General features: G+C 72.4%; 13 protein-coding genes and 1 pseudogene. 5 read left to right on the top strand and 9 right to left on the bottom strand.

What is annotated here, in order from left to right:
- The 8 genes and pseudogenes from ACIGQF_RS01495 to ACIGQF_RS01460 form a co-directional block, all read right to left on the bottom strand.
- Positions 1–858: an LURP-one-related/scramblase family protein gene (locus ACIGQF_RS01495; RefSeq protein WP_399704750.1), complete on the bottom strand. Its 858-nt coding sequence runs from the start codon at positions 856–858 to the stop codon at positions 1–3.
- 261 nt (positions 859–1,119) lie between these two features.
- Positions 1,120–1,233 (bottom strand): annotated as a pseudogene (locus ACIGQF_RS01490) (DUF2510 domain-containing protein); the annotation flags it as partial.
- A 69-nt stretch (positions 1,234–1,302) separates the two neighbouring features.
- Positions 1,303–1,980, bottom strand: a complete 678-nt coding sequence (locus ACIGQF_RS01485; protein ID WP_399703962.1) for a uracil-DNA glycosylase — start codon at positions 1,978–1,980, stop codon at positions 1,303–1,305.
- Positions 1,981–2,220: 240 nt separating this feature from the next.
- The gene (locus ACIGQF_RS01480) at positions 2,221–3,318 is read right to left on the bottom strand and encodes a WD40/YVTN/BNR-like repeat-containing protein (RefSeq protein WP_399703959.1); all 1,098 of its coding nucleotides are present in this window, start codon (positions 3,316–3,318) and stop codon (positions 2,221–2,223) included.
- A gap of 193 nt (positions 3,319–3,511) precedes the next feature.
- Complete coding sequence (gene argJ / locus ACIGQF_RS01475; protein WP_399703956.1) at positions 3,512–4,711, bottom strand: bifunctional glutamate N-acetyltransferase/amino-acid acetyltransferase ArgJ; 1,200 nt, start codon at positions 4,709–4,711, stop codon at positions 3,512–3,514.
- A 70-nt stretch (positions 4,712–4,781) separates the two neighbouring features.
- Positions 4,782–6,044: an ornithine--oxo-acid transaminase gene (gene rocD / locus ACIGQF_RS01470; RefSeq protein WP_399703953.1), complete on the bottom strand. Its 1,263-nt coding sequence runs from the start codon at positions 6,042–6,044 to the stop codon at positions 4,782–4,784.
- The gene (gene ddaH, locus ACIGQF_RS01465; RefSeq protein WP_399704747.1) at positions 6,041–6,853 is read right to left on the bottom strand and encodes a dimethylargininase; all 813 of its coding nucleotides are present in this window, start codon (positions 6,851–6,853) and stop codon (positions 6,041–6,043) included. The genes rocD and ddaH overlap by 4 nt, the downstream gene beginning before the upstream one ends.
- A 332-nt stretch (positions 6,854–7,185) precedes the next feature.
- Positions 7,186–7,707 (bottom strand): Lrp/AsnC family transcriptional regulator, encoded by a 522-nt coding sequence (locus tag ACIGQF_RS01460; protein ID WP_399703948.1) that lies wholly within the window; start codon positions 7,705–7,707, stop codon positions 7,186–7,188.
- A 207-nt stretch (positions 7,708–7,914) separates the two neighbouring features.
- Here ACIGQF_RS01460 and ACIGQF_RS01455 point away from each other — a divergent pair, with 207 nt between their 5' ends.
- The 3 genes from ACIGQF_RS01455 to ACIGQF_RS01445 are packed head-to-tail and all read left to right on the top strand — an operon-like array spanning position 7,915 to position 9,980.
- Complete coding sequence (locus tag ACIGQF_RS01455) at positions 7,915–8,382, top strand: hypothetical protein (protein WP_399703945.1); 468 nt, start codon at positions 7,915–7,917, stop codon at positions 8,380–8,382.
- On the top strand, positions 8,379–9,581 hold the full coding sequence (locus tag ACIGQF_RS01450; RefSeq protein ID WP_399703942.1) for a glycosyltransferase family 4 protein: 1,203 nt from the start codon (positions 8,379–8,381) through the stop codon (positions 9,579–9,581). The genes ACIGQF_RS01455 and ACIGQF_RS01450 overlap by 4 nt, the downstream gene beginning before the upstream one ends.
- A gap of 9 nt (positions 9,582–9,590) precedes the next feature.
- The gene (locus tag ACIGQF_RS01445; protein WP_399703940.1) at positions 9,591–9,980 is read left to right on the top strand and encodes a BlaI/MecI/CopY family transcriptional regulator; all 390 of its coding nucleotides are present in this window, start codon (positions 9,591–9,593) and stop codon (positions 9,978–9,980) included.
- Positions 9,981–10,006: 26 nt separating this feature from the next.
- On the opposite strand, the gene ACIGQF_RS01440 is transcribed toward ACIGQF_RS01445, so the two are convergent.
- Positions 10,007–11,263, bottom strand: coding sequence for a DUF418 domain-containing protein (locus ACIGQF_RS01440; RefSeq protein ID WP_399703937.1), 1,257 nt, complete (start codon positions 11,261–11,263; stop codon positions 10,007–10,009).
- Between the two features lie 242 nt (positions 11,264–11,505).
- Here ACIGQF_RS01440 and ACIGQF_RS01435 point away from each other — a divergent pair, with 242 nt between their 5' ends.
- The gene (locus tag ACIGQF_RS01435) at positions 11,506–12,705 is read left to right on the top strand and encodes a glycosyltransferase (protein ID WP_399703934.1); all 1,200 of its coding nucleotides are present in this window, start codon (positions 11,506–11,508) and stop codon (positions 12,703–12,705) included.
- A gap of 35 nt (positions 12,706–12,740) precedes the next feature.
- Entirely contained in the window at positions 12,741–13,943 is a 1,203-nt protein-coding gene (locus ACIGQF_RS01430; protein ID WP_399703932.1) for an MFS transporter, read from the top strand.
- Positions 13,944–14,017 lie beyond the last annotated feature (74 nt).

Here is a 14,017-nt window from a genome sequence, read left to right as displayed (position 1 = left end):
TCACCCAAAGCCGCGGGCGTCCTGCTTGAGGGCCGTGTCGACGGTCAGGGCCGTCGCGACCACCAGGCTCAGCAGCGGGTCGGGCAGCTGCTGGTGGATCTGCAGGACGTAGTTGTCGGCCGTGGTGAACATCGTCTTCGCCAGGCCTTCCCACGTCTTGGTGATCCGGGCGATCTCCTGGTCGGCGTGGTCGACGATGGCGAAGTTCCAGGCCCGCCAGTTCTCCGCCTTGATCGCGCCGATCTGCTGGCCGTTGACCACCATGGCGAAGTTGATCTTCCCGATGGCGTTCTGCTGCACGATCTCGCCGACCGGCTGTCCGTCCGGGCGCTCCACCAGCACCTTGGACTTGATGAACTTCGCCGGCCGGGTCATCACCAGCTGCGGCTGGCCGTACGCGTCGCGGATCTCCAGCTTGTGGGTCATGTACTGGTCGAGGCTGGAGACCAGGCGCAGCACCTTCTTGGCTGTCGTCTGGCCGACCTGGACGACCGAGCCGATGGTGTTGCCGTGCTGGTCGAAGACGCTGTACTCGTTCGTCATCTCGATCAGCTTGGCCTTCTGGTTCACGACCAGGACCGGCTCGGTGAACAGCGAACCGCCGCCCCCGGGGCCGGTCGGCGCGACGCCGGCCTGCTGCTGGACCTGGCGCTGCACCTGTGCCGGATCACCGGCGCCGGGGCCCGGGCCCTGCTGCGGGTAGCCGTACCCCTGCGGCATCGGCTGCCCGCCCTGCTGCTGCCCCATCTGCGGCTGGGGCTGATGAGGCTGCTGGTGCTGCTGGGAGTAAGGCTGGGGCTGCGGCCGGCCGTACGGCTGCTGCGGTGCCCCCTGCCCGTGCGACTGCGCCTGCGGCATCGGCTGCCCTCCGGCCCGACCACCCGGCTGAGGCCCGCCCGGGAACCCCGGCTGACCTCCAGGCTGCCCGCCACCGGGCTGAGCCCCCGGGAAACCGCCACCGGGCTGAGCCTCAGGCTGCGCCCCGGGGTAGGCCCCACCCGGCTGAGCCCCCGGCTGTCCTCCCTGGCCGGGCGCCTGCCCCTGCGCCGGTCCCTGTGCCTGCCCCTGTGCCGATTCCTGCTGCTGTGCCTGGCCCTGGCCGGCCTGGTTCTGGCCCTGGCCGCCCGGGTGCGTGTGCTCGGTCCACCGGGTGCCGTCCCACCAGCGCAGTTGGTCAGGCGTGCCCTGCGGGTCGGCGTACCAGCCCGCCGGGACGTTCGTGTTCGTGGTCATGCGGGCACACTATCCCTCCAGGTCAGCGCGGCCGCCAGGCCGCCAGGTCAGGGCGGCGACGGCTTCCGGTCAGGGCAGCTGCCAGGCGACCGGTTCGGCCCCCTGCCGGGCCAGCAGGTCATTGACCCGGCTGAACGGCCGCGAGCCGAAGAACCCCCGGTCCGCCGACATGGGCGAGGGGTGCGCCGACTCGACCGACGGCACCTGTCCGAGGAGCGGGCGCAGATTGCGCGCGTCCCGTCCCCACAGGACGGCCACCATCGGACGCCCGCGCGCGGCCAGCGCGCGGATCGCCTGCTCCGTGACCTCTTCCCAGCCCTTGCCGCGGTGGGCGGCGGGCTTACGGGGCGCGGTCGTCAGGGCGCGGTTCAGCAGCAGCACGCCCTGCCGCGTCCACGGCGTCAGGTCCCCGTTGGCCGGCCGCGGCAGCCCGAGGTCGGAGTGCATCTCACGGAAGATGTTCTCCAGGCTGCCCGGCAGCGGCCGCACCTCCGGCGCCACCGAGAAGCTCAGCCCGACGGCATGCCCGGGAGTGGGGTAGGGGTCCTGTCCGACGATGAGCACCCGTACGTCGTCGAAGGGCTGTTGGAAGGCGCGCAGCACGTTGCTGCCGGCCGGGAGGTACGTACGTCCCGAGGCGATCTCCGCCCGCAGGAAGTCGCCCATCGCGGCGATCCGTCCGGCGACGGGCTCAAGTGCCTTGGCCCAGCCCGGTTCGACGATTTCATGGAGAGGTCGTGCAGCCACGGCGTCACCCTACTGGCCGTGCGGTGGTCCCTATCAACCCGCGTCCCCTTCCCCGGTCACTTCCGTAGCCGCCTCGCTCGGATCACGCCATCCCCGGTCACACCCGACCGCCTCACCACCCCGTGCTCGCCCCGTCCGAGCCACCGCCCGTGCGCGGTCCTGCACACATACCCGTCTGCGTCAGCGCTCGTCCGTAGCCTGCGTACGTATCCGTCCAGGCGTCCGTGCCCGTCCGCTCTTCTAAGCCACCGCAGCCGCCCGTACGCAGAGGATGTCCGGCAGGTGGGCGGCGAGTTGTTGCCAGGTGTCGCCGTCGTCCGCGCTGGCGAACACCTCGCCGTTGCGGTTGCCGAAGTACACGCCTGCCGGGTCCGCGTCGTCGACGGAGAGCGCGTCGCGCAGCACCGTGCCGTAGTGGTCCTCCTGCGGCAGTCCCGCGGTCAGCGCCTCCCAGCTGTTGCCTGCGTCGGACGTGCGGAACACCCGGCAGCGGTGGTCGGCCGGCACCCGGTCCATGTCCGCGGTGATCGGGAAGACGTACGCCACGTCGCCGCGGTGCGGGTGGGCGGCCACCGCGAACCCGAAGTCCGACGGCAGTCCGGTCCCGATGTCCGTCCACGTCCCGCCCGCGTTGTCGCTGCGGTACACGCCCCAGTGGTTCTGCAGATAGAGGCGGTCGCGGTCGGCCGAATCCTGCGCGATCTTGTGGACGCACTGGCCGAACTCGGGGTCGGGGTCGGGCAGGAAGACCGCCTTCACGCCGCTGTTCGACGGGGACCAGCTCGCGCCGCCGTCGCGGGTGCGGAAGACGCCGGCCGTCGACACCGCCACCGTCACCGCGTCGGCGGTGCGCGGGTCGGTGATCACCGTGTGCACGGCGAGGCCGCCGCCACCTGGCACCCACTGGTCGTGCGAGGGGTGTTCCCACAGCGACCGCACCAGCTCGAAGGACTCGCCGCCGTCCTCGGACCGGAAGAGCGCGCCCGGCTCCGTACCGGCGTAGACCACGTCGGGCGCGGCGGGGCCCGCGGGCTGGAGCTGCCACACCCGTTCCAGCGAGCTCCCGGTGTACTCCGGGTACTTCACCGCGGCGCGCTTCGGCTCGACCCAGCTCTTGCCGAGGTCGTCGGAGTGGAACACCGAGGGGCCCCAGTGGGCGCTGTCCGCGCCGGCCAGCAGCCGGGGCGTCGCGCGGCGGGTGTCGATGCCGATCGAGTAGACCGCCTGGGCGGGGAAATGGGGCTCGCTCAGCTCCCACGTGCCCCGCCTTCGCCGGCCGATGAACAGGCCCTTCCGGGTCCCTACAGCGAGAAGGACATCCTGCGTGCCCACGGTCATGTCACTGCACCTCCGAACGCCGTTGTTCCAGGTACGAGTCAGTCTGCACCCGACCACTGACAACGGCGCTCGGAGCGGTATCCGCGCAGTTCGGGCGGGGTGTTACGGTCCGCGCCGGGACATGGGCCGACGGCCGGCGCCGGGGCGGCCCGCGTCGCCATTTCCCGGCGCCGGCCGCCGGCGCGGACGCGCGTCAGGTCGTGTAGTCGGCGTTGACGCGGATGTAGCCCTCCGTGAGGTCGCAGCCGTAGACCGTGGCCGTGGCGTCTCCGGTGCCGAGCCCGATCGTGATGTCGACCTCGTCCCGCCGCATCGTCTCCGCCAGCTTCTCCAGCGTGTCGGGCCCCGGCTCCTCCGGGTACACCTCGGTCTCGCCGAACAGTACGGACACCTTCGCCGGCTCGATGTCCGTGTCCTCGGTGTTCTTGCCGATGGCCATCACGACCCGGCCCCAGTTCGGGTCGGCTCCGTGCACGGCGGTCTTGACCAGCGGGGAGTTCACCACGCTCTTGGCGACCCGCTTGGCCTGCGCGTGGTCGGCGGCCTCTGCCACCGTGACGCGCAGCAGCTTGCTCGCGCCCTCCCCGTCGCTCGCCAGCTGCTGGGTGAGGTCGAGGCAGACGTCGGTGAGTGCTGCCGAGAAGGCCGCGAGGTCGACGGGGCCGGCCGCTCCGTTGGCGAGCACGGCCACGGTGTCGGAGGTGGAGGTGTCCGTGTCCACGCTCAGGCAGTTGAAGGTCTTCTCGACCGCGCTCCGGAGCGCGCCGTCCAGCTCGGCGGGGGAGAGGTCCGCGTCGGTGAAGAGGTACGCCAGCATCGTCGCCATGTTCGGCTCCAGCATGCCGACGCCCTTGGCGACGCCGACGATGCGGGCCCCGCCGACCGTCCGGGCGCTGGTCTTCGGGCGGGTGTCGGTGGTCATCATCGCCCGTGCCACGTCGAGGGGGCCCGCTTCGAAGACCTCCGTGCCGCGCTCCGCCGTCGCTTCCAAGTGCGCGCGGAGGGCGGCCATCGGGAGCGGCCGTCCGATCACCCCGGTGGACCCGATGAGGACGGCGTCGGCCGGGATGCCCAGGATCGCGGCGACCCGGCCGACCACCTCGGCCGCGTTCTCCTCGCCCTGCCGGCCGGTGGCCACGTTGGCGTTCTGCGCCAGGGTGGTGATGGCGCGCAGGTGCCCGCCGGCGGCGTGCGCCCGGCTGAGCACCACCGCGGGGCCGGCGAATCGGCTGCGGGTGAACATCGCGGCGCTGACGGACGGCCGGTCCGACGCCACGATCGAGAGGTCGTCCCCGTGCGCCCGCAGGCCTCCGTTGCCGGTGTAGGCACGGAAGCCCACGGGCCAGTCCGGCTCATTCGTGTCCGCGGATGACTGTGAATCAATATGTGTCATGCCGCATATAATTACGGATGAGCGTCGGGGGCGCCAGCTATTTTGTTGTCAGTAGCCGTATGGCTATGCGTTAGTCGCCCAGTACGCGTCCCAGGGCCTCGACCGCCGACGAGAGTTCGCCCTCCTCGATGGTCAGCGGCGGGGCGAGCCGGATGGTGGAGCCGTGGGTGTCCTTGACCAGGACGCCTTCCCGCATGAGGCGTTCGCTGATCGCGCGGCCCGTGCCCAGCGCGGGGTCGATGTCCACGCCCGCCCACAGGCCGCGTGCCCGGTAGCCGGTGACGCCCTTGCCGACCAGGCCGTCGAGGCCGCTGCGCAGCACCTCGCCCAGTTCGGTGGCGCGGCGCTGGTATTCGCCGGTGCTCAGCAGCCCGATGACGGCCGAACCGACCGCGGTGGCCAGCGGGTTCCCGCCGAACGTCGAGCCGTGCTCGCCCGGGTGCAGCACCTCCAGCACCTCGCGGCGGGCGACGACGGCCGAGACGGGGACGATGCCGCCGCCGAGCGCCTTGCCGAGCAGCAGGACGTCAGGGACCACGCCTTCGTGCTCCACGGCCAGCGTGCGGCCCGTACGTCCCAGTCCGGACTGGATCTCGTCGGCGATGAACAGACAGCCGGCCCGCCGGGTCAGCTCGCGGACGCCGGTGAGGTAGCCGTCGTCGGGGATGATCACGCCGGCCTCGCCCTGGATCGGCTCGATGAGCACGGCGGCCGTGGTCTCGTCCACGGCCGCTTCGAGGGCGGCGAGGTCGTTGTACGGGACGATGCGGAAGCCGGGCGTGTAGGGGCCGTACCCCGCGCGCGCCTGGGGGTCGGTGGAGAAGCTGACGAGTGTGGTGGTGCGGCCGTGGAAGTTGTCCGCGGCGACCACGATCGTGGCCTGGTCCGGGGCGACGCCCTTGACGTCGTACGCCCACTTGCGGGCCACCTTGATGCCGCTCTCCACGGCTTCGGCGCCGGTGTTCATGGGCAGGACCATGTCCAGGCCCGTCAGGGCGGCCAGCTCCTCGGCGAAGCCGGCCAGCCGGTCGTGGTGGAAGGCGCGCGAGGTGAGGGTGACCTGGTCGAGCTGGCGGTGCGCGGCTTCGATGAGCGCCGGGTGGCGGTGGCCGAAGTTCAGAGCCGAGTACCCGGCGAGCATGTCGAGGTACCGGCGGCCCTCGACGTCCTCGACCCAGACGCCCTCGGCGCGCGCCACGACCACCGGGAGCGGGTGGTAGTTGTGCGCGAGGACGGGGGCCTCCGCGCGGATCAGCTCCGCCGACGAGCGGAGGGCCGGGGCCTGCGGCGAGCGGCTCTCAGGCGTGACGGAGGGGCGGGCGGGCGCGGTCATGGACGGACCTCCTGGGTGCAGCACTTGATGCCGCCGCCGGCCTTGTGGAACTCCGACAGGTCGACGGGGACGGGGACGTAGCCGTGGCGGGCGAGCTGTTCGACGAGCCCCTCGGCCTGCGGGGCGACGAAGACGTGACAGCCGTCGGAGACGGAGTTGAGGCCGAACGCCATCGCGTCCTCCCGGGTGGCCGTCACCGCCTCCGGGAACAGCCGGCGCAGCACTTCCAGGCTGCCGGGTGAGAAGGCTTCCGGGTAGTAGGCGACGTTGGTGTCGTCGAGCGCGAAGAGGGCGGTGTCGAGGTGGTAGAAGTACGGGTCCACCAGCTGCAGGCCGATCGTCGGCACGCCGAGGAATTCCTGCACCTCCCCGTGCGCCTCCCGCGTCGTGCGGAAGCCCGTACCGGCCAGGACGTAGTCGCCGACCGGTACGAGGTCGCCCTCGCCCTCGCACACCGCCTCCGGGGCCCGTACGTCGAACCCGGCAGCGCGGAACCACGCCTCGTACGCGGCGGACTCGGGGCGGCGTTCCGGGGCGAGGAAGCGGGAGCCGAACACGCGGCCGCCCACGACGAGCGCCGAGTTCGCCGCGAACACCATGTCCGGCAGGTCCGCCACCGGCTCCACGGTCTCGACCGTGTGGCCGTGGTCGCGGTACGCCTGGACCAGCGTCGCCCACTGCCGCTGCGCCAGTGCGGTGTCGACCGGCGCCGCGTCGCGCATCCAGGGGTTGATGGCGTACCGCACCTCGAAGTGGCGCGGTTCGCAGACCAGGTAGCGCCGCGGACGCGGTACACGGGGTGGGCGCACGATCGTGCGCACGGCCCCTTCGGGCACGGCCGCTACCGGTATGGCCCCGGCGGGGACGGGCTCGACGGGCACGGGCTCGCGCACGAGTGCGGACACGGGTTCGGGCACGGCGGGGTCCTCCGTTTCCGGCGACACGGCAAGGGGCGTCCCACCGGTGACGCGGGGTCATCGGTGGGTGACGTTGGGATGTCTCAACGGTAGAAAGCTGCTGTTGTGCCGGACAAGTCCGGAACGCTGCGTACCGGCGCAGTGAACGTGCGCAGATGGCCCACCCTGCGCAGGGTTCGTGCGTCGGTGGAACCGGTGTGCCCGATGATCCGTGTGGGGTCGCCCTAACGGCCGGGGGAGGCGGGGTCGTCGGGGCCGTAGCCCTGGACGGCGGAGGAGCCGGCGCCGGCCTCCGGGCTGTCCGGGATCAGGTGCGAGAGGACCATGTAACTGATCGTCTTGCGGATGAAGGACTCGGTCCGGATGCGCTCCAGCACCTCTTCGAAGTGCTCCACGTCCGTCGCCCGGACGTGCAGCAGCGCGTCGGCGCCGCCGGAGACCGTCATCGCGGCGGTGATCTCCGGGTACCTGCGGACGACCTCGGCGATCCGGCGGGGCGGCGCCGCGCCGTCGCAGTAGACCTCGATGTACGCCTCGGTGCGCCAGCCGAGCGCGGCGGGCCGGACCGTCGCGGTGAACCCCGTGATCACGCCGGTTTCGCGCATCCGGTCCACCCGGCGTTTGACCGCGGTGGCCGACAGGCCGATGGCCGTGCCGATCTCGGCGAAGCTGGTCCTGGCGTTCGCGGTCAGGGCCGCGATGATCTTGCGGTCCAACTCGTCGAGCGGGCCGGATGCGTGGGCCATGGCGGGTGGTTCCTCCGTCGCAGGGGGTCTGGCCGTACGGATCCTATGGAGCACGCCGCGCGGAGGGGGGCAGGGCGCCCCGCCGGCCCCGGGTGTCGCGGTCCGCAGGCGTCGGAGGGGTGGTTCGGGGTACTCGGGTGGCCCGTGCGGTGCTCACCGGTCCCGTGGTCCTACATCCTGTAGGGTTACTGACCGTGACCCTACAGGATGTCGGATCAGCTGCAGGAGGAGCGCGTCATGCACGACCCGCCGGACCGCACCGGGCCCGCACACGCCGAAGTGGCCGAGGTCTGGCCGCGTGACGGCCGGATCCGGATCGTCGGCCACGTCGTGGGCGCGCCCGCCGGGGCCGGCGCGCTGATCGCCCGAGTGCGCGGCGCGCCCGACGCGGAACTGCGACTGCCCGCCGAGGGCCGGGAAACGCGGTTCGAGGCGTCCGTCCCGCTGGACGGGCTCGCCGCCGCCACGCCGGAGGGCGAACGGGTCTGGGACCTCTACCTCGTCCCCGACGGGCAGGAGGAAGAAGTCCGGCTGGGGCGTCATCTGGACGACGTGCACGGCAAGAAGAAGATCTTCACCTACCCCGCCCAGACCTCCGGCGGCCGGCGGTTCGAGCCGTACTACACCATTCAGGACAACCTCTCGATCGTCTGCGACGGGGAGGTCGCCCGATGAAAATCCGCTTCCTGCTGCTCAACGCCTACGCGGTGGGCGGGACCGTGCGCACCGTAGTCAACCAGGCCAACGCACTCGCCGCCGCCGGCCACGACGTCGAGGTCGTGAGCGTCCACCGGCACCGCGCCGAACCCCGCTTCCCGCTGCACCCCGGCGTCCGGCTGACCCCGCTGGTCGACGGCACCGACCCGCCGTCCCGCTGGACCCGCCCGCTCGCGCACCGGCGGCGCCGCCGCCCCAGCCGGCTCGTCCCGGAGGCCGAGGTCCGCTACGACCGGTTCAACCGCCTCACCGACCAGCGCGTCGTGCGCTACCTGCGCTCCCTGCGCGACGGCGTACTGATCACCACCCGGCCCGCCCTGAACCTCCTCTCCGCCCGCTTCGCACCCGCCTCGGTCGTCCGAGTCGGCCAGGAACACCTGCACTACTCCCACCACAAACCGGAGCTCGCCCGCGAGATCGACCGCTGGTACCCGCGGCTGGACGCGGTGACCGTACTGACCGCGGCCGACGAGGACGCCTACCGGCAGCGGCTCGGCGGCGGCGTCCGCGTCGTCTGCGTCCCCAACCCGCTCTCCGAAGAGGGCGTCCCGCCGCTCTCCGCGCTCGACCGGCCGCTCGTCGTCGCCGCCGGCCGGCTGGTCAAGGGCAAGGGCTTCGCCAAGCTCATCAAGGCCTTCGAGCCGGTCGCGCAGGCACACCCCGAATGGCAGCTGCGCATCTTCGGGGCGGGCCCCGAACACGACCGCCTGCGGAAGCTCATCCACGACCGGCACCTCTACAACCACGTCTATCTGATGGGCGCCACGCAGGAATTCGACCAGGAGCTCGCCAAGGCCTCGGTCTTCGCCCTCGCCTCACGGCGCGAGGGGTTCGGCATGGTGCTGGCCGAAGCGATGAGCCACGGCATCCCGGCCGTGAGTTTTGACTGCCCGCACGGCCCCCGCGAGATCATCACCGACGGCGAGGACGGCCTGCTCGTGCCCCTCGGCGACATCGAGGGGATGACCGCTGCGCTCACCCGCCTCGTCGAGGACCGCGGCCTGCGCAGGAAGCTCGGCGGGCACGCGGCGGAGGCGGCCCGCCGCTACGCCCCCGACCGCATCCGCGGCCGGTGGGAGAAGCTGCTGGCCGAACTGCTCGCGGCCAAGGGGAAGGCGGGCCGGCCGGGCGGCGCGGACGCGCCCTACGAGCTGTAGGGTGCACGCATGACAGGGAGAAACCCTCGTGGCAGAGGGGAACGCCGCAGCGCCGGGACGCTGGAGAGCGAAGTGCTGGGCGCCCTGTGGGCGACCGAGGAGCCGCTGACGCCGGCGGAGGTGCAGGCCGGGATCGGCGGCGACCTCGCGTACAACACCATCCACACCATCCTGAAGCGGCTGCACGACAAGGACCTGGTCGTACGGGATGCCGGAGGTCGGCGCGGCGCCTACCGGCCGGCCAAGAACGCCGCCGAACTGACCGCCGAGATGATGCACCAGGCCCTGGGCAGGGGGCCGGATCCGATCGCCGCGCTGGAGCAGTTCGTCACCGGCCTCAGTGCCGAGGAAGAGGCCGCGCTGCGGGGGTTCCTGGCCGCCGGCCGCGACGGTCGCTGAGCGGACCGGCCGCCCGGCGGCAGGGCTCATCGCACGTGGCGCGCCGGCCGGGTGGCCCGGTACAGCAGGTACTCCAGCGGCCCACGCCGGAACAGTCGCCGCCACACGAGGGCGAACACCATCGCGCCGACGGCGAAGCCCAGCAGCGTCAGCGGCTCACTGGAGTCGGACCAGTCCTCCGTGCCCAGCGTCCGGATGGCCACGATGTGCAGCACGTACGCCGTCAGGGACATCGCGCCGACCGCGATGACCGGCGCGGCCACCCGCCGGAAGCCGGAAAGCCGGTCCAGGGCGAGGAAACAGCCGGCCACCACGAGGAGGGCGACGCCGGTGTTACCCATGATCGACGGGGTGGTCTGGCTGTGCGGCGCGGCCACCAGCAGCCACTCCCGGAAGAGGACGGTGGGCTCGCCGACGGTGTCGGACCACCAGGCCGAGGACGGGGAGTCGCCGTCCGAGCCCGCCGCGACGGCGGCGGAAACGTTCGGGATCAGGCGCAGGGCCAGCCAGGAGCCGCCGTAGCCGAGGACCGCCAGCGCGGCACCGGTGTACGCGAGCCGGAGCCGCACCACGGTCCGGGTGAGGTCGAGCCGGGCCACCGCCATGCCGGCGATCAGGAACGGAATCCAGGTCAGTACCGGATACGAGCCGGTGAACAGCAGGTCCATGACGCCGTCGTAGCCGTTGACCGCGCGCAGCGGATCGTGGGCGTCGACCACGTCACCCCAGCTGCTCCCGGCGATCCAGACCTTGAGCAGGAACAGGTCCTGGGGGAACACCAGCGCCGTGGCGGCGGCGATCGTCGCGAGGGCGCCGGCGCCGAGCCGGTACAGGGGGAGTGCCACGATGAACGCCACCGCGTAGTAGGCGAGGATCACGTCGATGGAGGTGTCCAGCGCGGTGAGCGCCGTTCCCAGGACCAGCAGGACGACCGCGCGGATGGCGACCCGGGTCATGGCCTGCCTGCCCGCGCGCCCGGTGCGGGGTTCGGGGCGGCCGGTGATGAGGACGATCGAGAAGCCGGCGAGCAGCGCGAAGAGGGCGGAGGAGCGGCCCCGCGCGATTTCCATGAAGAAGCCCGCCGGGCCGCCGTCGGACGGGTCGGGGCCCACGTGGGCCGCGAACATGCCCAGTACCGCGAGGCCGCGGGCGAGGTCGACGCCGACCAGCCGGGCGGTGCCCGTTCCAGCGGCGGGCGGTGACGGGCAGTCAGGTGTGGCGGCCCTGGACCGGCCGCCCTGGGGTGCCGTCTCCCGCGCACCGGACGAAGTGCGCGACGGCATCGATAAGTGACGCATCTTGGGCAGATTCTGCGGCATGGGCCCAAGATGCCCGCATCGGGCGGAGCGGGGAACGGTTCAAGGGAATTCAGTGACGCATTCGTCACTGCGCGGTACGGTGCGCCCCGCTCAAAGGCTCCGGAATCCGGACGGTTAGGCTGCTCAACGGTTGTTGATTTTTTCCCCAGTCCCAGCCGCGTACGCCCCGGATGACGGCTGCGCGGCGTCCGAGGGAGCGAACCATCTTGCGCATCCTTTTCACCGCTCAGGCCAGCTATTCGCATCTCGCGCCGCTGGTGCTGCCGGCGGCCGAGAGCGCCCGGCGGGCGGGCCACGAGGTGGCGGTCGCCACCGGGGCGGCCGTCGCGGACCACATCGAGCGGCGCGGGCTGACCGCGCTGCGGCTGCCGAACGTGGTGGGGCTCGGCGAGGTGCTGCAACGGGGCGACCTGCGGCCGCCGGCCGACATGCGCCGGTTCGGCTCGGTCACCATCGAACTGGAGCCGGAGTTCTTCGCGCGGGCGTTCGTGGGCCGGCTGGCCGGCCCCTGCGCCCGCGACCTCGTCGAGGTGTGCCGAGACTGGCGTCCCGACCTGATCCTGCACGAGTCCACCGAGTTCGGCGGCTACCTGGCCGGTGAACGGCTCGGCATCCCGCACGGCGTACTGGACATCGCCCCCATGGCGCCGTACGGCCACCCGGCCGTCACCGAGGAGATCGACAAGCAGCGCGCCGAGCTGGGCCTGGACCCGGTCGCCGACCCCTGGCACGTCTTCCGCACCTTCCGGGCCGGCGTCGTACCGGAGGACTTCTACCCCGAGGCACAGCGGCTGCCCAGCGCCCACTACTACCGGGTGCCCGCGCCCGCAGCCGAGGAGATCCTCGACCCGGAGATCGCCGGGCTGCCCGCCGACCGCCCGCTCGTCCTCGCCACGCTGGGCTCCAACGCGACCCACTTCCCCGGCGACGGCGCCGCGCGCCTCCTCGACACCATCATCGGGGCGCTCGGCGAACTGCCGGTCACCGGCGTCGTCGCGCTCGGCGCCGGCAACGACCCGGCGGAGTGGACGGGCGCCCGCGCCGACAACGTCCACCTGACGTCGTTCGTCCAGCAGGAACTGCTCCTGAGGTCGAGTGACGCGTTCATTACGCACGCCGGCTTCAACGGGACCCGCGAGGCGCTGGCCGCCGGCGTCCCCATGGTGGCCGTCCCGCTCTTCGCCGAGCAGTCCCACAACGCCGCCCGGCTCCAGGAGATCGGCGTCGGCCGCCGTATCGACGTCCAGGACCTCACGCGCGAATCCCTGGCCACGGCCGTACGGTCCGTACTGGAGGACCGTGTCTGCCGCGCCCGCGCCCGGGCCCTGCAGCGCCGCTCCCACGCCCTCCCCGGCCTGGACCGGCTCGTCACGGACGCGGTGACCGCCACGGCGGACGCGAGCTGACGCACCGGAGCGCGACCGGCTCGTACCGTGGGGACATGATCGTTCGTCAAGGTGCGGGCCGGCGCCCCGGCTATCCGGCAGCGGCGTCCGTGTTCGCCGTGGGCATGGCGGGCACCACGCTGCCCACCCCGCTCTACGGGCTGTACCGCCAGGAACTCGGCTTCTCGGAGCTGATCGTGACGGTGGTGTTCGCCGTCTACGCGCTCGGCGTCATCGCCGTACTGCTGCTCGCCGGCAACTACTCCGACCGGGTCGGCCGTCGCCCCGTCCTGCTCGCGGCGCTGGCCTTCTCCGCGCTCAGCGCCGTGTGCTTCCTGAGCGAGGGAGGGCTGCCACTGCTCTTCGCCGGCCGGCTGCTCTCCGGCTTCTCCGCCGGTCTGTTCAGCGGCGCCGCCACCGCCGCGGTGCTCGAACTGGCCCCGGTGGAACGGAAGTCGCGCGCCGGGTTCGCCGCCGCGGCCGCGAACATGGGCGGTCTCGGCTGCGGCCCGCTGCTCGCGGGGATCCTCGCCCAGTACGCGCCGTGGCCGCTCAGCCTGCCCTTCCTCGCCCACCTCGCGCTGCTCGTGCCCGCGTGCGTACTGGTACTGCTGCTGCCCGAGACGATCGACCACCCCGTACGGTGGCCACGGCTCGCACCGCAGGGTCTGGTCGTACCGGCCGAGACCCGCAGTGTGTTCGCGCCCTCGGCGTTCGCCGCCTTCGCCGGCTTCTCGCTGCTGGGCCTCTTCACTGCCGTGGCTCCGGCCTTCGAGGCCGAGACGCTGGGCGTGACGAACCTTGCGGTGTCGGGCGCGGTGGTCTCCTCGGTCTTCCTGGGCTCGACGGCGGGGCAGTCGCTGACGGAGAAGCTGGGGGCGCGCCGGGCGCTCCCGTGCGGCTGTTTCGTCCTCGTGGCCGGCCTCGCGATGGTGGCGGGCTCGCTCGTCGCCGAGGTGCTGCCGCTGCTCGTCGCCGGCGCCCTGTGCGGCGGCCTCGGCCAGGGGCTGGCCTTCCGCGCGTCCCTGACGTCCGTTGCTGCTGCCGCGCCCGCCGAACACCGCGGCGGCACCATCTCCACCTTCTTCGTCGTCGCCTACACCGGGATCTCCCTCCCGGTCGTCGGCGTCGGCGCCCTCACCGTCGCCCTCGGCCTCCGCGGCGCGGGCCTGACCTTCACCGCCTGCGTGGCCGTACTGGCCGCCTGCACGGGCGCCCACCTGCTGCGGAGGCCGCTCCCGGAGCGGAAGGGCGGCTGACGCGCCCGCCCGTGCGGGAGACCGGGGCCGGAGGTGCTCTGCCGTTGTGCGGAGAACGACCTTACGGTGGTGCG

Source organism: Streptomyces sp. NPDC053560 (genome assembly GCF_044544605.1).
Classification (GTDB): domain Bacteria; phylum Actinomycetota; class Actinomycetes; order Streptomycetales; family Streptomycetaceae; genus Streptomyces.
Note: the sequence above shows the minus strand (reverse complement) of the source record. Positions and strands in the feature narration are given on the sequence as shown.

What these genes read in the sequence shown, in the direction of transcription:
- ACIGQF_RS01495 (WP_399704750.1), bottom strand. Translation starts at nt 858, where the DNA reads ATGCCGCAGGCGCAGTCGCACGGGCAGGGGGCACCGCAGCAGCCGTAC.
- ACIGQF_RS01480 (WP_399703959.1), bottom strand. Translation starts at nt 3,318, where the DNA reads ATGACCGTGGGCACGCAGGATGTCCTTCTCGCTGTAGGGACCCGGAAG.
- argJ (WP_399703956.1), bottom strand. Translation starts at nt 4,711, where the DNA reads ATGACACATATTGATTCACAGTCATCCGCGGACACGAATGAGCCGGAC.
- rocD (WP_399703953.1), bottom strand. Translation starts at nt 6,044, where the DNA reads ATGACCGCGCCCGCCCGCCCCTCCGTCACGCCTGAGAGCCGCTCGCCG.
- ACIGQF_RS01460 (WP_399703948.1), bottom strand. Translation starts at nt 7,707, where the DNA reads ATGGCCCACGCATCCGGCCCGCTCGACGAGTTGGACCGCAAGATCATC.
- ACIGQF_RS01455 (WP_399703945.1), top strand. Translation starts at nt 7,915, where the DNA reads ATGTCGGATCAGCTGCAGGAGGAGCGCGTCATGCACGACCCGCCGGAC.
- ACIGQF_RS01450 (WP_399703942.1), top strand. Translation starts at nt 8,379, where the DNA reads ATGAAAATCCGCTTCCTGCTGCTCAACGCCTACGCGGTGGGCGGGACC.
- ACIGQF_RS01445 (WP_399703940.1), top strand. Translation starts at nt 9,591, where the DNA reads ATGACAGGGAGAAACCCTCGTGGCAGAGGGGAACGCCGCAGCGCCGGG.
- ACIGQF_RS01440 (WP_399703937.1), bottom strand. Translation starts at nt 11,263, where the DNA reads ATGCCGTCGCGCACTTCGTCCGGTGCGCGGGAGACGGCACCCCAGGGC.
- ACIGQF_RS01430 (WP_399703932.1), top strand. Translation starts at nt 12,741, where the DNA reads ATGATCGTTCGTCAAGGTGCGGGCCGGCGCCCCGGCTATCCGGCAGCG.